Origin of the sequence: Limnoglobus roseus (genome assembly GCF_008254045.1) — a bacterium.
Classification (GTDB): Bacteria; Planctomycetota; Planctomycetia; order Gemmatales; family Gemmataceae; genus Limnoglobus; species Limnoglobus roseus.
The window spans coordinates 7,956,603-7,975,219 of the sequence record NZ_CP042425.1; the positions used below are offsets into that span (position 1 = coordinate 7,956,603).

The window sequence follows — 18,617 nt, forward strand, 5'->3', positions numbered from 1 at the left end:
TGCGGCAGAGCTTGTGAAGTCCAATGGTTTGGTGTGCTTTTGCTCCAGCACCGCGACGCCGACACAACCAAGCCTACCTCGCCGTCAATCCCACGGATCGACGATCAACCCGGCCGCCAAAAGCTTGGGGAGGGCCACCGGAACGCCGACTGCCAAGACCGGTGCCCATCCCCACCGTAGAAACAACCGCTCGACTAGACTCCACTGGCCCCACCGGGCCACCGCCAGTGCCGTGCCCGGGACGATGTACCCGAGGTAAACCCACTTGGCCGCGGCCCACCGCAGCCCGCCGTCGAGCGTCGTGTAGAACGTCCCCAACCCTATGAGGTGAGCGAACACGACGGTGTACCACCAAAAAACCACTGCCGGGTTCGGGGGAACTCTCTTCCCGGTCGGCCATCGCTGGAGTTGTTCCCGCCACAGTTCGCCCGCGAACCGCAGGCCCACTTCCAGGACGGCCACCGCGACGATCATGCCCATCGCCGAACCAGCGAGTGACACCGTCCACGGCCAATCGAGCCGGAGATGGGTGTCGTACATCCAGTGTGGCAGTGCGATTGGGCCAAGCACGCAGAGTAGCACGAGCGCGTACCTGAAAGCTGTCCAACCCGTGCGATCCGGCGACACGCAGTCCCGAGATGACATTGCTCACATACACGCCCCTTCGCTGCAGAACAACGTTAGTTCGCGCCGTCGCAAGACAATACGGTCCGTTGATTGAACTTCGCCGAGTGGCGCACGGCAAGTTCTTGGGTGGGCGGGGTGACGCCGGCGTCGGCCGCACGGGCCGGGGCCATCGGCGTGCTGCTGATCGAGCAACGGGTCAGGACGGACTTTTCGCGATCGTTCGGTGTGTCATCATGCGTCCCACGGGCGACGATTTCCCTGGGACGTTCCGCCTATTTCTTGAGGCGGGCCAAGCTCGCCTTCGCGGCTTTGGTCGGGAATGCGTCGGGGTGCCCGTCGGCGATCCGTTCGAGGGCCTTGACGGCCTCGGCGGTGCCGACTTCCTCCAGGATCGCCGTGCCACGAGCCGCCCGGGTCCACGACCGCTTCTGGTCCGACAAGACGCTGCCGATCCGATCGACCCGGTGCTCCGCCCACAGGGACCCGCCCCCCCAGGGCAAACGCACCTAAATCGCCTGAAAAGGTAGTGCTTCGTCCCTCCACTCAGGTCTTGTTCAGCACCAGGTCGACGACCCAGCAGCCCAGAGCGTGTCCGCCGTCACCGCGGCAATGGTTCAACACTTCGGGGTCATCGCAGCCGGCCTCCTCCAGGGCATCTGCCAGCACCGGCAGGCGGTCGAACGCCCTGTCGGCGTAGATGCCATTGGCCAGGGCGACGACGGTGGACGTGAGCCAGGACGGGGGGATCACGGCGTGCCGGCGGTACGGAATCCCGAAGATGCAGTTCAGGACCTCGACCTGACCCTTCCGTCCGATGCTGCCCGCCGTCCACCGCATTGCCATCATCGCCCCGTAATCCGCTTGTGCCCACAACGCCAAGCTCACGGCGGCGGCCCCGGAGGCGTCGTTCGCTGCGTCCTGTCCATCCGGCCAGCCACGCTCCGTGACGGCGGCCGCCGCCCCCTCAATCTCCATCGCCTCGGCCGACGAGATCAGCTTGTCGGCGTACCGCTCGGCGGCCTCCACTGCCGCTCGGCTCCGCTCGTCCGCCAGGAGCGGCCACACCCGCCGGCAGAAGGCAGCGGCGGCGAGCCGCCACTTACGGCCGCTAACGCCATTCCTCGGCAGCGCCTGGAGGACGGCCTCCGGATCGAGGGTGGCCAGCCATTCTTCTTTGGTCATCGTGCGGCGTCCGATTCACCGGCCCCAGCCGAGGGCGAGAGAGTCAACTTCAGTGTGGCCGCCAGCAACCTCCGGGGCAAGCCAGGGCATGGGCCTGGTAGTCACCCTCACCGGGGATGTGGGCGGCGTGGTCGTCAGGAGGTACACCCAGAGGCAGCTACGGAGGGCTGCCATGCCGACGAAGGACGTGTCGATCGCCCGGTACTTCACCGACCTGCCCGACCCTCGGATGGACCGGACGAAGAAGCACACCCTGGGCGACATCCTGGTGATCGCGCTGTGTGCGGTGGTGTGCGGGGCCGACTCATGGGAGGAGGTGGAGGCGTTCGGGGAAGCCAAGCGCGACTGGCTCGGGAAGTTCCTGACCCTGCCGAATGGCATCCCCAGCCACGACACGTTCGGCCGGGTGTTCGCCCGGCTCGACCCGAATCGGTTCGGCGAGTGCGTGGCCGGGTGGATGGCGGCGGTGTGTGAGGTGGCCAGGCTGAAGCACATCGCAATTGACGGCAAGGCGTGCCGGTCCGCCCCCCGGAACACGTTCAGCGGGTGCCTCCACCTCGTGAGCGCGTGGGCGGCCGAGAACCGGCTGATCCTCGGGCAAGCAGGCGTGGCCGACGGGTCGCACGAGATCGCCGCCATCCCCGAGCTGCTCCGCGTGCTCGACCTGAAGGGCGCGCTGGTGACGCTCGACGCGGCCGGCTGCCAGAAGGAGATCGCCAAGCAGATCCGCAAGAACGGTGGACACTACCTGCTGTCGGTGAAGGGGAACCAGCCGGCCCTCCACGACGCCGTGTTCGGGGTGTTCGACCGGGCGTGCGAAACCGACTTCGCCGGGGTGAAGCACGACGGGCACGAAGCGGTCGAGGATGGCCATGGGCGGCACGAGGAGCGGTACGTCACCGCCATCTACGACCCGCCAGGGCTACCACCCGAGTGGCCGGATGTGGCAGCGGTGGTGCTCGTCGGTCGGGAGCGCGAGGTGAAGGGGAAACGTACCGACACCGCCCATTACTACATCACGAGCTTGAAGGGGACTGCGGCCGAGCTGGGGCGATTGATCCGCCGGCACTGGGCGGTGGAGAACGAGTTGCACTGGTGCCTGGACGTGGCGTTCAGAGAGGACGCGAACAAGACGGCGGCCGGGCACGCCGGAACCAACCTCGGGTTGGTGCGACGGGTGGCGGCCTCGCTCCTCAAGCAAGACCCGGGCAAAGGCAGCATCAAAGGGAAGCGGTTCAAAGCCGCCCTTGATGAGGGCTACCTGTTGCAGGTCTTACAGGGATTCCTTGAGGATTAGATGCGTTCGCCCTGCCCGCCCCCCTTCAGGACGAAGTTGTACTCGCCGTCGCCGATGGCCTCCAGTTGAAGGGCCTCCCCGCGCATCGAGTCCGCCGTCCGGTTACTGAAGAGTTCCACCATCCGGGATCGCGCGGGGTTCTCCGTCACGTCCTTCATCAGGGTCGGCAAGTCGATGGCCAGCCGCGGGTCGAGGTAGTCGAGTTCGGCCCACGCCGCCCGCCACGTCTTCTCGTCCCCGCTGCCGAGGTCCTTCAGAAGTCGCTTGCACCGATCGGCATCCAGCTTGAGGGGCCCGAGGTTCGCCTTCAGGAAGGGCACGGCGTGCTCGGGCTGGGCGAAGAGCTTGAGCACGGCGCGGGAGGCAACGGGCTCGTCCTTGGCGAGGTCCGCCCAGAGTGCTTCGAGTTCTTTCTTCTTGGCTTCCGGGTTCGCGGGCGGCACCGGGGCGGCGACCGCGTGCGTGGCCATCATCGCTACGCCGGCCGCCACCAAGAGTAATGAAGTTTGGCTCATCCTGATTTCCCTTTCGCGATGGAAACGCGGTGATCTCGGTTGGTCGCAACCCAAATCACTCGTACCGCGACGACGCTGAGCCTACTTCCGCACGGAGGCCACCGCAAGCATCGACCCCCTCTGGCCTCGTACGGGGTGGGCAAACAGTCGCCCTGTCGTCTGCCGCAAAAGCAGGACGTGGGGCCGGTTGCTTTACCGCGCCGCGGAGGGCGGGGCAAAACAATTCGTCCGCTTGACGATGACGCTCGCCTTCGGCATGATGGCCGCTCTCGAATCCCGGAGGCGCATCATGTACACGGCGTTTCAAGCCCTCTGCCTCGTGTGGCCGGCCGTATCACCCGCCCAGGCTTTGGTCGGCAAGCCGGGGTGGCTGTTGAACGTGATCCCCGGCCATTCAACCATCGCCCAGTATGAAGCCCCGGATGGGACAATCCGAGTAACAACCCGGTACAGAAACGGCACCGTGGTAACCGCCGAGCAGGGGCGGATCACCGAGGTGCGGCGTGTGCCCCCCTCGCCCCCTTGACTCGCCCCGCGAACCGCCGCCGCCCGCTCCCCATGTCAATCTGCTGGGGTGCGCGGGCCGAGACTGGGGACCGGCGTCACCAACGATCTCTCACTTCTCAATCACCTACGGTCATCCGCCGGCTTCTCCTTCGGCTCCGTGATCGTGGCCACGCCGCTGACCGTGGTGGCCGTCAGCCCGAATCGCTTGGCCCAGGCGTCCGGCACCTCGTACACGACGGTCAGTTCGAGCTTCCCGGCGGCCGCCGCCGATACCGCCGCATCGAGGTTGTTGACGCTCGGGTTGGCCCCCGGAGGGGCGTCGGTGGTCGGCACGGAGACGGCCGCCACCTCGTTCGGTCGTAGCTTCACCACGCCAAGGGTCGATGCGCTCGGGATGACGGCTCGCCCTTGAGAGTCCTTCCGTTGGGTCGGCCGGATCGTGACCGTGGCCTTGGCTTCTGTGCGTTCGACGACCGCCGTGAAGCGATCGGTCATCACCGCGGCCTCGCCCGCCGTCGCGACCAACCGCACACTCAAGAACGCTCGCCCTCCCCGGTTGCCGCCCAGGCTGCTCAGGCTCGCCTCCAGCGTCAGGGGCGGCTTCATATCGACGTCCTTCGGCGGGGCGGACCCCGTCAGCGGGGCGGCGGCGAGCAGGATCAGCAGTGAGCGGAACATGGGGTTGGCCTCAATCCGGATGAGGGCGGTGAGAAATGAGCGTACCGGCCGGCCCGGCGCGGGGCAAGGACGATGTGTGTGCCGGCACCTGCGGTCTGAACAACCGGCCCGGGCGGGGAGTGGCCGGCGTATCGTCGGGTTCGGCGTCAGTCCGCCCTCGTGGCGGTGTAACACCACGCCAGGAAGTCCTCCTCCTTCTCGAACCGGTACTTGGTGCAACGGATCACCTTGTCCCCGGCGCGCAGCCAGAACACCCCGGTGTTCAGCGGCAGGGTCAGGACCAACTCGGAAACCTCCAGCTTCATATCTCCGACCATAACGGCGACCGGCTTGGCAAACACGAGTCGGACGTGGTCGCCGTCTCGCGCCTTCTTCATGTCGTCGGCCGTGCCCGCGGCCTTGTCGCGGCAGGTTTCCAGCAGGGCGGTCGTCGCCTCGACCCCAGCCGCAACGCCCTTCTCCGGGAACTTGCACTTCTTGCCGTCCCGCGTGGCGGACGCCTTCGGGGCTTCGTCCGCGGCCGGAACGTCCGCCACGAAAAAGACGACAACCAGCACGAGAGAGCATCGCATGGTTTCCCTCCGCCGCCGCACGGTGTATTGGCCTGCACCGTCGCAGGAGAACACCAGCACAACATTGAAACCGGCGGGCATTCGCAAGTCAAGGACGTGGGAAGTGATGTTCGGCGGCACGTGCGAACCGAGTCGGCGCCATTTCAGCGAGAGGAACGGGTCACCGGGCTAAAATTTGCCGGGCGACCTCCGCCGTACTGCCGCAACGTTCCAACACTGTCACCGGCGGGAAGGCGGACTCCCGCAGCTCGCCCAATGGCACGGTCCGCCACGCGCCCCCCTCGCAGATGTACGCGCGGTGCGTGCTGCCGAACGCGACCTCGGTATCGCCGGCCATGAGTCGGAGGTGTGCGGCTTGATAGCAACTGGCGAATGTCGACCGCGGGGCGATCACGAGGTCGAAGATGCGGTCCCCGTCACGGGCATACCACACGACACAATCCCCACCTGGATGGGCGAAGGAGAAGCCGGAGCATTGGTGGTGCCGCGAATCCATCGCCACTCCGATGACAACCGCCACGAGGGCCGCGGCCAGGAGCAACGCCATCCCGGCCTTCGTTCGATCATCCGCGGGCGCGTCCGAGTTCATCTCATCCCACCGGCAGCAGGACTTCGGGTCGTGTCCGCTCTACCAAGGCCAAAGCGATGCCCTTGAGCCTATCGACCCTCATCTGCGGCCGCAAGAACGAAACTCTTCGGCGCGTTGCTGAGTGGGCAGAGACTCTCGCCGATTCTCCGCCCGCTTGACGCCCGATCCTTTGTGACCGAAGATGGATACGCCCCAGAGGGTCGGTCATGCGTCTCGTCACCGCGGTCGCGTTTCTGTTCGTGCTGGCCAACCACCTCGCGGCCGCTCCCGTGCCCAAAGAGTCCGCGAAAGAGTCGTACTATCCGACCGCCCCGGGTACGAAGTGGGTGTACCGACAGGAGAACCGGGAGTGGGCGGAAGAGATCACGAAATCGGACCGGCGAAAGGCCGAAACCCTTCTCACGGTCCGCATCACGGAGGGCGGGACGTCCTACGACGACACCTATTCCATCACCGACGGCGGCTTGACCAAGCTCACGACGGGCGAGTTCCGGATCGAACGCCTCCTGCTCAAGTTGCCCGTGAAGAAGGGGAACGAGTGGTCCGTCGACGTGCCGGTGCAGGCGGGCCTACTGGCCGAGGGCGGCACGGCGGCCGCCGGCGATGCCGAAGCGGTGGACGTCCCGGCCGGGCAGTATCGCGCCGTTCCGGTCCGGTTCACCGTGACGAAGGCCGATGGCCGTGAGTTACCGAAGCCGGGGCGGACGTACACGCACTGGTACGCCCCGGACGTCGGCCTGGTCAAGTTTCGCTGCAAGGACGGCGGCGCGGAGGTCGTGCGGGTTCTAAAGGCGTTCACCCCGGCCGCCAAGAAGTGACCGCGGCCGATGGGGTTGGCGTCCTCGCGCCCGACGCCGTCGCCCACAGACGGGGCGACGGGCGCATGTCTGCGGGTGCTGGCCGGGTCGTCGATGGCGTGCCTGGGAAAGGGTGAGTGACTACTCACGGTGGCGTACATCGAAGGTCAGAATGCGGGCGGGCGAGATTGTGTTGGCACGGGCGTCCTTCGATAGCCCAATTGATGAACGCCAAGCACCACAAACCCTGGCACCGCTCAGAACGGGTCCTGGAGCACTTCCCCGCGGTTCCGCGTGAGCAGTTGCAAGACGACATCGAGGCTGGTCGTGGCCTTCAGGAACTTGACGCTCCCGTCGCCCATGCCGAGCATCGCGCCGCCGGAGTGAAAGCTGTAGATTTCTTTGTCGTTCCGGCAGTTGAGCGCGCACGGGCCGTAGGGGTCGGTCGGGGATGCCGAGTTGTACCCGCCGATCTGAAGGCGGGCGTCCGGGTTGGCCCACGGGCCGCCGGTGCCGGCCGTGCCGACCTGTTTGCCCATCGTGAACTCCAGATTGCGGCCGGCGCACTCGGCGAGCATCATGGTGTTCGATGTTCCGTCGGTAATGTCGGTGATCCGCCGGTCGCCTTGGATGGTCGGCGACGTGCGGCCGAGAATTCCCACGAAGCTCGTATCTCCGGTCGAAACGTAGGGCGTCATGGCGGCCGAAACGAACGGGTTCGGCCAGTTGCGCTCGGTCGTGGCGGCGTAGTCGGTGGTGCCGCGGTTCGGGTGGCGGTCCGTCCCTTGCGAGGCCGACGGGCACTGGAAGGTTGTGATCGTGTTCCGGATCGGCCCGCCGACGGCCGTGTTCGTCCCGGCGTCCCAATTCATGCTAAAGCTGTACTGCTTATAGATCGCCTCCTGCTCGATGTACGGCAGGACGTGCGGCGTCCACGAGTGCCCCCACAATTGCGACGGGTTGGCCGGGTTGGCGATTTGCTGCCAGGAGGCCGGGAACGCGCCGTACACGTCGTGCCGGCCGTGCAACCCGAGGCCGAGTTGCTTGAGGTTGTTACTACACTTCGCGCGGGCCGCCGCCTCCCGCACTTTCTGCACGGCCGGGAGCAACAAGCCGATCAGGATCGCGATAATGGCGATCACCACCAGCAACTCAATCAATGTGAACGCCGTTCGACGGGATTGGGGAAAGGTCATGGCAAACCCTCGGAGCGGAAAAGAGAGGACACCAATTACTTCGCCGTCAGTTGAATCGGGTCGAGATTGTTCGACCCGTCTTTGACCGTGATCTTGGGAATGGGCGTGGTGGCGCGGTCACCGTACTTTGCCGGAAGTTTGTTCTTCGGACTACCGAGTCCGCGGGCGTTCGACGGATACCACGTGACAAGAACGGCGTACTCTCCGCCGGGCGCGCCGGCACCGTGGGGCGGTGTCTGTACGGTGAACCGGCCGTCTGCACCGACAACGCCGGTCGGCTTGAAGTCCGACGACCCGCTCACGGGGTCCAGGATGACCGTAGCGCCCTCGGCCGGGTTGCCCTCGTAGTGAACCGTCCCCTGAACCGGATTGAGCCGCGGCCCACCGGACCCGCACGCGGGAATCGCGGCGATGAAGCAGGCGACGCCCAACCGCCAAATGAGGAATCGAGTTTTCATCGCCTCCACCTCTTGGTGGAAGATATTAGAATCATGTGAGTGATCTCTTAGCAAGTGTAAATGTGAGGATTGTTCACAATTAACAACGGAATTGGAATGAAACGAGACCTTCGTCGGCCGGCGGCGGCGGGGTTGGCGGCCTCGGCACGACCGTAGTAGGTGCAGCGCACGGCGTAATGATCGCCTTGCTAGCGTGCCCCGGGTACGGCGGGTTCCCCGCTCAAGAGCTGGTCGACGCTCTCGTTCGCCATGTCACAACTCCGGGGGTAGGTCGCCCGGGAAATCAGCAACTTTCACGCCCGCAAGGCATTACGAAAAAGGTCGGGCGAAACGCCCACGCGGATCAGTAAGCCGCGGCCGCAGTAAGGTATCGAAGTCCGTTACACTCACCACACCCGCTGCCGTGGCATTCCCCGCAAACGGCCCCGGGGAGCATCTGCTCCACCCACGCCACGGCCTTGAGGACGTCGGCGACGGCCGCCTCGACGTCCACCAGCGCGAAGGACGGGTGGGCCTCCCGGCCGCCGACGTTGGCCAGCTTCGACAGCTTGGCCGCCACGTCGCGCAACTGTCCCGTGAGCTTCCGGGCGGCGGGCACCCCGGCGAAGTGGGCGTGTAGCCGGGCTGGGATCACGTGCCCGCGAGAGTCGACCATTCCGACGATCGACTCGACCGATTGCGCATCCGCGACCGGAGGGCTGACGCCCCCCGCCGGTGCGCTGGTCGTCAGCCGCTCATTCCGGGCCTTCTTGTGCCGATTGGCCGTGGCCTTCGAGCACCCCGCCAGCTTCGCGATTTCGCTGCCGGCCGCTGTTCGGTACTCGGGCCGGGCGAGGATACTATCCAACACACGGGCCGTCTCCTCTTTCGATCGCGGTCGCCCGTGCTGGGAATTGGCTCGCCAACCCAACCGTTCGGCGTCGGCCCATGTGCCCGGGTAGACGACGGCGGGAGCGGAGACAACGCCGGCCACGTCCGCGGCAGCGCACCGCGTGAACCCCTCCACCAAGAGCACCGTGTTGGCCGGGTAGGACTTCGTGACCCGCGTCAGCTTGGCGTACCGGCCGTCGCCGTCCGGAACCTCTTCGGTCCACTCGTGCGGCTCCGTCAGCCAGACGGCGACCAGCGGCGGGAACTCGCCCCAGGACGTGCCGTAGTCAAGCATCGCTTCGGCATATCGCTCAACCGTCTCGGCGAGCGAGGAACTGTACGTGTCGCGGAACCGCAGGCGGTCGTCTCGGGTCAGGTCCGACAGGGTAATCTTCACCGGCACTGGGTCAGGCATGGGATTACTCGGTAGCGGGGATGGTGTCGGGGGCGGTGCCAGAATCGTCTGCGGGCGGATCGGCTCGGCGGTTCATGTACGCTTCCAGGTCGGCCAGTCGGACCCTCCATTGCGACCTGACCTTGAACGAGGTCAACTCGCCGTTGCGGAGCATCGACCGAACCGTTTCTTCGGACACGCGCAGCCGCCGTGCGACCTCACTGGGCTTCAACGGGTCACTCGCCGCCATGTAACTGACTCCCGGGGGTGGGAAAGGGGTGGTGAAAACGCCGACCCGCGGGCGTCACGTCCGCCGTCACTCGAACGGTCGGCGAGCGGGTCGGCCGGCTGCATCGCCCGCCTGGGCGTTCCTCGTCAGGCCCACGCCTTCAAAACGCCGGTCGGGGGCGTGGCGTGTAAACGTTCCCGACCGGCCATGCGGTTAGCGGATGCCGGGGATCTCGCTGAGCGGGACGGCCACCTTCAAGTCGAGGTCGACGGCCAGGGACAGCAGCGTGTGGAAAACATCCTCGTCCTCGTCCCCGAACTCGCCGAAGTCGCGGAGGAACCGGGCCGTCGGGCTGGCCGAGTCCGGCCCGTAGTTCTGGATCGTGTCGACGATGAGCGACCGGAGCAGACGGGCGGCGTCGACGACCTCTTGGATCTGCTTGTACCCGCGGCACTTCTTCATCCGGTGGAGGGCGTCCTCCCGGGCGGCCATCCGCTCCACGGTGTACCCGGCGTACACGAACTCCGGGCCGGCGTCCCCCGCGGCCGGGCGGGGCTTCTTTCGGGCCTTCGACTTCTCCGGCGTTGTCGGTTTCGCCTTCGCCGGGCGGGGCCGGCCGTTCGTGCCGGGGGCGTGCGTCGTGTCCATGTCGTCGACCTCCTGTGGTGGTGGGTGGTGGGTGGAACGCCCCCCCTTGAGAGGGAGGGGACGGGCGTCAGTTCTTGGTCCGCTTCCGGATGCGGCGGTCGCGGGGCCGGGGCCGTTGCAGGTCGGCGGTGGTGATCCGCACGCCCTCGCGGGCGAGCTTCTTCAGCACGGCGGCCAGGTCGGCGGCGAACCGCTTCGGGTCGTTCATGGCAAGATCCTCCTGGGCCCCGCGGCTCACTGAGCCGCGAAGCGGGTTGGGTGGTTACAGGATTCCGTCGGCCTTGAGCTCCTCGACCGTGTCCACGTGTTTGCAAGTGGCTTTGAACGAGTACCCCTTGCAGTTGCACTTCACCGGTCGGCCCGCCCGGTCACAGGTCACGCCGTACACCTCGGCCGTGCCCGTCACCTTGGCGAACAAGACCTGCCCGTCCTCGCGGGCGATGCCGTAGCTGACCGTGTCGCGCTTCGACTGCACGATCGTCAGCGTGCCGAGCGACGGCGAGGTCGCGTCGGCGGACGGTAGGAAGGCCCACCGGCGGCCCTTGGCGTGGGTCTTGGAAGCGGGGAGCGAGCCGGCGACGGGAAGGCACATGGTCGAACCCTCAAGGCGCACCCCGGACGCGGCCAACAGGAAGACTTCCTTCGGCATCCGCATTCGAGGTTGCTGGCTGATCGTTGTGAGGGTAGGATAATCCCATCTGGGATTATTGTCAATCCCATTTGGGATTTATTTTTCGGAGCCGCTTCGTGTTCGGTAGCAAGTTGAAGGAACTGCGAGAGGCAAAGGGCTGGAGTCAGAAGCGACTCGCGGAAGTGACCGGACTGTCGCAGAACGGCATTTCGCATTGGGAAAATGACGAGCGCATCCCGTCTTGGGATGCTGTCCTGAAACTCAGCAAGGCCCTCGGTGTGGAGTGCAACGTGTTCGGCAACCTTGATGACGTCGAACTTCCTGCCGATCCGCTCGCCGTGGACCCGCAGAAGAAGCGGGGTCGCCCGAAGAAGAACGACGCCGGGTGAAGTGGGGTGATGGGCTTCGGGGCGTGCTAGGGTCAGCCCCGGCGGAAGACATCAGAGGTCATCATGACCGAGATCACGTACCGGAAGGGCGATGCCACGTGCCCTCAGGCGAAGGGCGTCAAGGTCATCGCCCACGTGTGCAACGACCTCGGCGGGTGGGGCAAGGGGTTCGTCCTCGCCGTCTCCCGCCGGTGGCCCGAACCGGAAGCGGCGTACCGGGCGTGGCACGCGGCGGGCAAGGCCGGCGGGTTCGCCCTCGGGGCCGTCCAGTTCGTCCCGGTCGAACCCTACGTCTGGGTGGCGAACATGATCGGCCAGCGGGGCATGAAGCGGGGGAGTTCCGGCCCGCCGATCCGGTACGACGCCCTCGCCGCCTGCCTGGCCCAGGTCGGGGCCAAGGCGAAGGAACTCGGCGCGTCCGTCCACATGCCCCGGATCGGGTGCGGCCTCGCCGGCGGGGACTGGTCGGAAGTCGAACCGCTCATCGCGCGGCACGTGGCCGCGTTCGGCGTTCCGGTGACCGTGTACGATTTCGAGTGACCGCCAGTCCCACCTTTCCGGCGTTAGTCGAACCATCCACCGCAGGGCCGCCGAAGAAGCGGGGCCGTCCGAGGAAGAACGACGCCGGGTGAAGTGGAGTGACCTTTACAAAAACGTTCGATTTCAATGACTGACGTCGGATGGAATTTCTTAGACGAATCCCATCAGAATGGCATATCATCATGGCACTGACGTCTTCACCTCATCCCCACCGGCGTGATCGACACCACCCCCGAACGAGTGGTGCGACTGGCCGTCGAGGACATCGCCATGCCCGCATCGCTGCCTCGCGATGTCATAAAGGGGTGCGCCCTAACGGTCGTAGCCGTGGCGGGCGTGACACTTGCCCGATGGCTGCTAGATCCCGTCCTCGGCGAATCTCACCCCTATGTCCTTTTTATCTTCCCTGCCATTTACGTCGCCAATCATGCCGGTTGGCGGCTTGGGGCGATGGCCCTTGCGTTGGGTATGCTGTCGGCGAACTTCCTGTTCGCCGCCCCGCGAATGTCGTTTTGGGTGGAGGCTCCTGAAAATCAGGTCGGATTGCTTATTTTCCTAGCCGTCGGCGGGGCCGGCGTCTATCTGGCCGACGCCCGGAGGACGGCGCACGCGCGGGCCGAAGTTCACGCCGCGGCGGCGGCCGCCGCGGCGGCCGCCCATCACCAAACCCAGGATGTCTTACGCAAGCAACAAGCTCGACTCTTGGACCATGCGTTCGATCCAGTACTAACGTGGGAGTTGGGGCGAGGGATCACGTACTGGAATGCCGGGGCCGAGCGGCTCTACGGTTATACCGAGGCGGAAGCCGTTGGGCGGGTAAGCCACGAACTCCTCAGGACGGTATTCCCCGCGGGCCAAGCGGCTTTCGAGGAGGCAATACGGCGTGACGGTCGATGGGAGGGAGAGCTCCGCCACAGGGCTAAAGACGGGCGTCTGATCCCGGTCGATTCCCGGATGGCCGTCGTCCAGGTCGGCGACGCACCGGCGGTCGTGTTGGAAGCCAATCGAGACACGACCGAGCGCAAGAGAACGGAGGAAACTCAGGCACGGCTCGCGGCTATCGTCTCGTCGTCGGACGACGCGATCATTAGCAAGGACTTGGGCGGGGTGATTCAGTCCTGGAACGCTGGGGCCGAGCGACTGTTCGGTTACACGCGGGGCGAGGCCGTTGGTCGTCCCATCACCCTCATCATCCCACCGGACCTATTGGATGAGGAAGCGGCTATCCTTGCTCGGATCCGCAGGGGCGAGCGGACCGATCACTACGAAACCGTCCGGGTGGCCAAGGGCGGCCGGCGTGTCGAGGTTTCACTCACGGTCTCCCCACTTCGGGACGCGGACGGCAACGTCGTCGGTGCGTCGAAGGTGGCTCGCGATGTTACCGAGCGTAAGCGGTCCGAAGATGCCCTCCGCGCGAGCGAGTCGCGGTTCCGCAACTTCGTCGAGCAAGCGGCCGACGCTTTCTTCCTCCACGACGCGGACGGGACGATCTTGGACGTCAACCGGCGGGCGTGCGAGAGCCTTGGCTTCACCCGTGAAGAGTTGGTCGGGATGCGAGTGGACGTCATTGACCCGCACGCAACCCTGGGAGTCTTCCGCCAGGTCGCCGAGCAACTCGCCTTAGGCCAACTCGTGTCCCTTGATGCCCGACACCGGCGAAAGGACCAGGCCACATTCCCGGTCGAGGTCCGCCTGAGTCCGTTTGAAGCTGACGGCCGGCGGTTGGCGCTCGCGGTGGTCCGCGACGTGACGGAACGCCGGTTGGCTGAGGACGCCCTCCGACTCCGCGATCGGGCGATTCAAGCGGTCCCGCACGGGGTCGTCATCACAACACCGACACGACCCGATAACCCCATCACCTACGCCAGCGATGGGTTCGAACGGTTGACCGGGTACCCGCAAGGAGAGATTCTCGGCCGGAACTGCCGCTTTCTTCAAGGGCGGGATAGCGACCCGGCCGTGATCTCCCGTGTTCGAGACGCCGTACACGCCGGGCGCAAGTGTGAGGCGGAAGTACTCAACTATAGGAAGGACGGGACGCCGTTCTGGAACGCGCTCTCGGTCACCCCCGTACACGACGTCCAGGGGGGCATCACCCACTTCGTAGGAGTTCAGACGGATGTTACGGAGCGGCGGAAACTAGAAGAGCAGTTCCGGCAGGCGCAAAAGATGGAGGCCGTCGGCCTTCTCGCAAGTGGCGTGGCCCACGACTTCAACAACTTGCTCACGGTCATCAACGGGTACAGCGAAATGCTCTTGGCCGGGATGATGACGGGCAAGTCCCTGGGGGACGCCTACGCGGCAATCCGGGACGCCGGCGAACGGGCCGCCGGCCTCACCAATCAGCTACTCGCGTTCAGCCGCCAATCCGTCCTGCAACCCCGGGTGTTCGACCCGAACGAAATCGTCGCGGAAACGGGGAAGATGCTTACCCGTTTGATTGGCGAGGACGTCCGCATGACCACGACCCTCGACCCTATGGCCGGGCGGGTGAAGGTGGACCCCGGCCAGTTCGGACAAGTGTTGATGAACCTCGCGGTGAACGCCCGCGACGCCATGCCCACCGGCGGCCGGCTCACGATCGAAACGCACCGGGTCGTCCTAGACGCCGACGGCCTGATGAACCGGCCCGATGTCCACCCCGGCGCATACGTCATGACCGCGGTTTCGGACACGGGGTCGGGGATGTCGGACGCCGTCAAGGCCCGCATCTTCGAGCCGTTCTTCACCACCAAGGGGGTCGGCAAGGGGACGGGATTGGGCCTCGCCATGGTGTTCGGCATCATCAAACAGTCGGGCGGACACGTCGAGGTGTACAGTGAACTCGGCATAGGTACTACGGTCAAGGTCTTCTTACCGGCCGTCGAGGTCCGGGGAGAGGGAACAGTAGCCGAGACAGTGCGAATTCCCGGGGGCGAGGAGCGAGTCCTCTTAGTCGAAGACCAAGAGGACGTTCGGAAGATCGGCGTCATTGCCCTTCAAACGCACGGGTACGACGTGATCGAAGGGGCCGACGGACAGGACGCCCTCGGCCGCGTACTGCGGGACCACCCGCCCCTCGACATTCTGGTGACCGACGTGGTCATGCCGGGAATGAGCGGCCGGCAACTGGCGGAGACGGTTCGCACGCTCTACCCCGGTTTGAAGGTCCTGTACACGAGCGGATACACTGACGACGCGGTCGTACGCCACGGGATATTACACGCGGACGTGGCCTTCCTTCGAAAGCCCTACACGCCACACTCACTCGCCCAGAAGGTGCGCGACGTGCTGGATCAGGAATGACGACCGATCGGCTGCCTGCATGGCACTCAGAATTTAGAGGGCTTTTGGAACACCTCAGCGGGAGACTCTTGCCAAATCTGTCGGGCGGGTCGGTGGCGCACATTCTGACCGAGCAATCCCCGTCCATGCCGGCCCTTCTGCGTCAAGTCATCTGACAACGCCGGGCGAAGACGGGTGAGGATTCCCCGCCGTGGATCTGCCGATGCCTGCAACTCTAGCCCCGCGTCATGGCCCCGAGGGCCGGGGCGGCCTGGGCCCGATTTGCGGATGAAATAGATCGAGAGAGTGGCGAAATCTAGAGCCGTGTCCTAAGGGGTTATGCGGTACGTTCTCGGGACGAATTCTTGACCCCGACGAGAACCGGACTGCCCCTCCCGGGACGCAACCATGGCTACGCTCTACCGACTCAATTTCCTCGCCGCCCTCCTCCTCCTGGCGGCGACCGGGCCGGCGGCGGGCGGCGAGTTCGCCGACGGCACCGGGTTCTCGATTACCTACCCCGACGAGTGGGTGGCCCTCAGAAATGACCAGCTGGGCGACCTCCGCAAGTTGCTGCCGACGGACTTCACCGAATGGGTTCGCCGGAACAACCTGGACCTCAAGCGGATCGAGGTGCTGATCGTCTGCCCGGGCCGTGGTGAGTTCTTCGACAGCCTGAACCTAATCATCGACGACCACCAAGTGCCGCTCACCGACAAGGCGATCGGGCAGGTGGCCGACGAGCTGATCGGCGTGTACGCCAAGATGGGCGTGACGGTCGAGGACTTCCGGGCGAGGGCGGACCGGGTGGGGCCGCGTGACGCGGTGGTGATCGACTTCACCTCGCGCTTCCCCGACGACCCGCTGCTGTACCGCCACCGCCAAGTGCTCATCCCCGGCGGCGGCCGCACGTACATCGTCACCTGCAGCTCGACGGCGGCCGCGTTCGACCAGCACGCGGCCGCGTTCGACGCGATGCTCGCGAGCGTCAAAGCCCCGCCGCCGGCGGGCAAGCCGTTCCCGATGGACGGCGTTGTCCGCATCGTCCTGTTTGCGGTCGTCTTCGCGATCGCCGGCGGGGTAGCCCGGGCCGCGGGGACGATCGTCAGCTACCTGCGAACACGGCGACGCGGGGCTGAGGAGTAAGTGCAGCCGTAGGGCGGGTCAGGCGGTCGGTGGTCGGTCTTTCGACGCGGCCGGGTGTGGCCAGCGGAGTTTATGACCCCGGGCGAGGGTGGATTCTTCAAACACTTTGCCGGACCGAAGGATCGCGATCAGCAGTCCGAACAGCGCCAGGCCCATGACGACGGCGATGCCCACGTGCAGCGGTTCGCCGTCCGCCACGCCCTGCAACCACGAGTAGATTCGCCGCCGGTGCCACATCGCCATGCTCCCAAGCCCCGCGTGCAGCGTAGCACCGGAACACGACGCCGGGGAAAGAGGGATCTCGTTCCAATCCCGGAATCCGAACCGTTGACCGCAAGGCGTTTCTCTCACCGTTTCGCTGAAGCCGTGACCGCACGGGCGGATTGCCATGGAACGGAATCTTCCGGGTTATCACCGGATGCTTCGTGAATTCCCCGGTGAAAAGTGAAAAAGCCGGCGAAGTCACTAGGATAGGAACGCCGAAGAAAATGCTGGAAATCCAGGGGCCGGCAAAGGTTTTCGGGCGGGCGGTGTTGTCTTGTGGTTCTGGATGTCGGGGGTTCAAATCCCCTCAGTCACCCTCTTCTTTCTCCTCTCAATCTCTTCAAATCCTCGGGCTTTTTAGCCTCTTCTGCTAGTTAGAATCGCCGACGCTGACAAAATTCAACCCGGTTTTCTGTCACCTCAACTCGATCTCGAAACCTCCTCCGGAACTTCGTCCCCCATTCATAGACTGCTTCCCATCCTCTCTCGAACTTCGACGTCATCTCGCTGATGTGGGATTGGGCACCGCTGTCGCTCGGCAGCTGCGACCCAGACCCCGTTCACGCCGCCTCGCCAACGTCTTCGCTTTCTCCGCCTCCCTCTACTTCTGAATCGCCTCTCCAGCTCTGTCGCCTTCCCCCGCCACCGTGGATCGGCTAACATTCCCCGACGAGGGAGAGTCATCCATGAGTAAGCCGGCGTCGAAGACCGATCCCCGCCTCCTCGGCACGTGGCGATCCGACCGGCGGCGGACGTTCCGGCACTTCAAGCCGAAGGCCGGGTGCCCGCCGCGGAGCTTGCGACTGTTCAAAGGGCTGTTCGGGAAGTTGGTCATCCGCTGGGACCGGAGGACGTGCCACACCGACTTGGACGGTTTCTGTCAGGCGGTTCGGTACGAGGTCGTCGCGAGCAACGCGGTGAGCGTTGTCGTCCGGTTGCGAGAGGGATTGACGGGCGAGGAACGCCTCCAGCACATCCACTTCGACGGCGACCACTACTGGGTCGCGCTGGGCGGCGGTAGCCTCTGCGAGTTCTTCCGCCGTGTCCCCCCGGCGAGTAAGTTCCCCTCTACAGCCCCGCGGACGGGACCGTCACCGCCCCCTCTTCGCCCACGCTGACGCCTTCGCAAACGATCGCGGGGAAGTCGGCGGGGGCGTCGAAGAAGAGTAGCAGGCGTCGATGCGGATGATCTGCTACGGCGTGCTCAAGAACGGACGCCGTTCGACGCCAACTGGGGATCAAGAATCGCCACTTGAGAACACGCTATCTGGGCGGCCACGGCGGGCGGCTTGGTACGCCCCCACCCACGGTGACGCCAGACCAACACCGAACGCCACGCCGACGGCCCCGACCCCGACCATCAGCGCCATCACCTCCGGCCGCCCCTCCGCGGCCGGAGAGGCGATCCCGAGGGCGACCGCGAACACGGCGGCGACCAAGGACAGCACGGCCACCAGCCATCGCGCCCACGCGGCCCCGTCCCACACCCGCCAGAGCAGCCAGCCGGTCAGCAAGACTCGGCCGATCTGACTGCCCTTGAATCGGCCGGTCTGTACGCTGAGGCCGACCAGAGCCAACTCGGATAGCGCGGAGACAACGATGATGGCGAGCAGAACCCACTGACCCAGTCGAGCTTTGCCGTCCATGCACCCTCCGCCACTGAACCAGAGATTATCTGTACCGCTGAAGACTCATACGGGCGGGGAATCGGACAGCACTGGCGGACGCAGTTCAGCCTCGCTGCCTTCCTTCCGCTCCCACCGCCGAGCCTACTCTCCGGCTCCGCCCTCGTCAATCACCAACTCGGGTTCCCCGCCTACTCCT

General features: G+C 65.6%; 24 protein-coding genes. 8 read left to right on the top strand and 16 right to left on the bottom strand.

The genetic code is table 11. From position 1 onward, the window contains the following. Positions 1–84: 84 nt before the first annotated feature. The 3 genes from PX52LOC_RS34060 to PX52LOC_RS43045 all read right to left on the bottom strand — a co-directional run bounded on the left by PX52LOC_RS34060 (position 85) and on the right by PX52LOC_RS43045 (position 1,809). Complete coding sequence (locus PX52LOC_RS34060) at positions 85–540, bottom strand: hypothetical protein (RefSeq protein WP_149114260.1); 456 nt, start codon at positions 538–540, stop codon at positions 85–87. A gap of 359 nt (positions 541–899) precedes the next feature. Continuing rightward, entirely contained in the window at positions 900–1,133 is a 234-nt protein-coding gene (locus tag PX52LOC_RS34065; RefSeq protein WP_149114261.1) for a hypothetical protein, read from the bottom strand. Positions 1,134–1,170: 37 nt separating this feature from the next. Next, positions 1,171–1,809 carry a hypothetical protein gene (locus PX52LOC_RS43045; RefSeq protein ID WP_246173547.1) on the bottom strand — a complete coding sequence of 213 codons (639 nt, stop codon included), beginning with the start codon at positions 1,807–1,809 and terminating at the stop codon, positions 1,171–1,173. 172 nt (positions 1,810–1,981) lie between these two features. On the opposite strand from PX52LOC_RS43045, the gene PX52LOC_RS34075 reads away from it, so the two are divergent. Continuing rightward, a complete protein-coding gene (locus PX52LOC_RS34075) occupies positions 1,982–3,106 on the top strand; it encodes an ISAs1 family transposase (protein ID WP_149108794.1) in 1,125 nt (374 codons plus the stop codon). Here the strand turns inward: PX52LOC_RS34075 and PX52LOC_RS34080 are convergent. Further along, entirely contained in the window at positions 3,103–3,621 is a 519-nt protein-coding gene (locus PX52LOC_RS34080) for a hypothetical protein (protein WP_149114262.1), read from the bottom strand. The genes PX52LOC_RS34075 and PX52LOC_RS34080 overlap by 4 nt on opposite strands. Before the next feature lie 187 nt (positions 3,622–3,808). Between PX52LOC_RS34080 and PX52LOC_RS34085 the strand changes: the two genes are divergently transcribed. Further along, the gene (locus tag PX52LOC_RS34085; protein WP_149114263.1) at positions 3,809–4,147 is read left to right on the top strand and encodes a hypothetical protein; all 339 of its coding nucleotides are present in this window, start codon (positions 3,809–3,811) and stop codon (positions 4,145–4,147) included. 101 nt (positions 4,148–4,248) lie between these two features. Here PX52LOC_RS34085 and PX52LOC_RS34090 read toward each other — a convergent pair whose 3' ends face one another. The 3 genes from PX52LOC_RS34090 to PX52LOC_RS34100 all read right to left on the bottom strand — a co-directional run bounded on the left by PX52LOC_RS34090 (position 4,249) and on the right by PX52LOC_RS34100 (position 5,925). Beyond that, entirely contained in the window at positions 4,249–4,806 is a 558-nt protein-coding gene (locus tag PX52LOC_RS34090; protein WP_149114264.1) for a hypothetical protein, read from the bottom strand. A 146-nt stretch (positions 4,807–4,952) separates the two neighbouring features. Next, complete coding sequence (locus tag PX52LOC_RS34095; protein ID WP_149114265.1) at positions 4,953–5,378, bottom strand: hypothetical protein; 426 nt, start codon at positions 5,376–5,378, stop codon at positions 4,953–4,955. A 160-nt stretch (positions 5,379–5,538) separates the two neighbouring features. Continuing rightward, positions 5,539–5,925: a hypothetical protein gene (locus PX52LOC_RS34100; RefSeq protein ID WP_149114266.1), complete on the bottom strand. Its 387-nt coding sequence runs from the start codon at positions 5,923–5,925 to the stop codon at positions 5,539–5,541. 248 nt (positions 5,926–6,173) lie between these two features. On the opposite strand from PX52LOC_RS34100, the gene PX52LOC_RS34105 reads away from it, so the two are divergent. Beyond that, positions 6,174–6,785, top strand: a complete 612-nt coding sequence (locus PX52LOC_RS34105; RefSeq protein ID WP_149114267.1) for a hypothetical protein — start codon at positions 6,174–6,176, stop codon at positions 6,783–6,785. Between the two features lie 236 nt (positions 6,786–7,021). Here PX52LOC_RS34105 and PX52LOC_RS34110 read toward each other — a convergent pair whose 3' ends face one another. The 7 genes from PX52LOC_RS34110 to PX52LOC_RS34135 all read right to left on the bottom strand — a co-directional run bounded on the left by PX52LOC_RS34110 (position 7,022) and on the right by PX52LOC_RS34135 (position 11,208). Then, positions 7,022–7,960: a DUF1559 domain-containing protein gene (locus PX52LOC_RS34110; protein WP_149114268.1), complete on the bottom strand. Its 939-nt coding sequence runs from the start codon at positions 7,958–7,960 to the stop codon at positions 7,022–7,024. Positions 7,961–7,995: 35 nt separating this feature from the next. Beyond that, on the bottom strand, positions 7,996–8,418 hold the full coding sequence (locus PX52LOC_RS34115; protein WP_149114269.1) for a hypothetical protein: 423 nt from the start codon (positions 8,416–8,418) through the stop codon (positions 7,996–7,998). Between the two features lie 343 nt (positions 8,419–8,761). Further along, positions 8,762–9,703, bottom strand: coding sequence for a hypothetical protein (locus PX52LOC_RS34120; protein ID WP_149114270.1), 942 nt, complete (start codon positions 9,701–9,703; stop codon positions 8,762–8,764). 4 nt (positions 9,704–9,707) lie between these two features. Further along, a complete protein-coding gene (locus PX52LOC_RS34125) occupies positions 9,708–9,932 on the bottom strand; it encodes a helix-turn-helix domain-containing protein (RefSeq protein ID WP_149114271.1) in 225 nt (74 codons plus the stop codon). 192 nt (positions 9,933–10,124) lie between these two features. Further along, the gene (locus tag PX52LOC_RS34130) at positions 10,125–10,559 is read right to left on the bottom strand and encodes a hypothetical protein (RefSeq protein WP_149114272.1); all 435 of its coding nucleotides are present in this window, start codon (positions 10,557–10,559) and stop codon (positions 10,125–10,127) included. A 67-nt stretch (positions 10,560–10,626) separates the two neighbouring features. Continuing rightward, entirely contained in the window at positions 10,627–10,767 is a 141-nt protein-coding gene (locus PX52LOC_RS41325; RefSeq protein ID WP_168219376.1) for a hypothetical protein, read from the bottom strand. A 54-nt stretch (positions 10,768–10,821) separates the two neighbouring features. Continuing rightward, a complete protein-coding gene (locus PX52LOC_RS34135; protein WP_149114273.1) occupies positions 10,822–11,208 on the bottom strand; it encodes a hypothetical protein in 387 nt (128 codons plus the stop codon). Between the two features lie 98 nt (positions 11,209–11,306). Here PX52LOC_RS34135 and PX52LOC_RS34140 point away from each other — a divergent pair, with 98 nt between their 5' ends. The 4 genes from PX52LOC_RS34140 to PX52LOC_RS34155 all read left to right on the top strand — a co-directional run bounded on the left by PX52LOC_RS34140 (position 11,307) and on the right by PX52LOC_RS34155 (position 16,529). Continuing rightward, the gene (locus PX52LOC_RS34140; protein WP_168219377.1) at positions 11,307–11,579 is read left to right on the top strand and encodes a helix-turn-helix domain-containing protein; all 273 of its coding nucleotides are present in this window, start codon (positions 11,307–11,309) and stop codon (positions 11,577–11,579) included. A 63-nt stretch (positions 11,580–11,642) separates the two neighbouring features. After that, positions 11,643–12,119 (top strand): macro domain-containing protein, encoded by a 477-nt coding sequence (locus tag PX52LOC_RS34145; protein ID WP_149114275.1) that lies wholly within the window; start codon positions 11,643–11,645, stop codon positions 12,117–12,119. 270 nt (positions 12,120–12,389) lie between these two features. Further along, positions 12,390–15,404, top strand: coding sequence for a PAS domain S-box protein (locus PX52LOC_RS34150; RefSeq protein ID WP_149114276.1), 3,015 nt, complete (start codon positions 12,390–12,392; stop codon positions 15,402–15,404). Positions 15,405–15,791: 387 nt separating this feature from the next. Continuing rightward, the gene (locus PX52LOC_RS34155) at positions 15,792–16,529 is read left to right on the top strand and encodes a hypothetical protein (protein ID WP_149114277.1); all 738 of its coding nucleotides are present in this window, start codon (positions 15,792–15,794) and stop codon (positions 16,527–16,529) included. Positions 16,530–16,547: 18 nt separating this feature from the next. On the opposite strand, the gene PX52LOC_RS34160 is transcribed toward PX52LOC_RS34155, so the two are convergent. Continuing rightward, entirely contained in the window at positions 16,548–16,772 is a 225-nt protein-coding gene (locus PX52LOC_RS34160) for a hypothetical protein (protein ID WP_149114278.1), read from the bottom strand. 707 nt (positions 16,773–17,479) lie between these two features. Here PX52LOC_RS34160 and PX52LOC_RS34165 point away from each other — a divergent pair. Then, positions 17,480–17,911: a hypothetical protein gene (locus PX52LOC_RS34165; protein ID WP_149114279.1), complete on the top strand. Its 432-nt coding sequence runs from the start codon at positions 17,480–17,482 to the stop codon at positions 17,909–17,911. A 120-nt stretch (positions 17,912–18,031) separates the two neighbouring features. Here PX52LOC_RS34165 and PX52LOC_RS34170 read toward each other — a convergent pair whose 3' ends face one another. Next, positions 18,032–18,439, bottom strand: coding sequence for a hypothetical protein (locus tag PX52LOC_RS34170; protein WP_149114280.1), 408 nt, complete (start codon positions 18,437–18,439; stop codon positions 18,032–18,034). Positions 18,440–18,617: the final 178 nt, after the last annotated feature.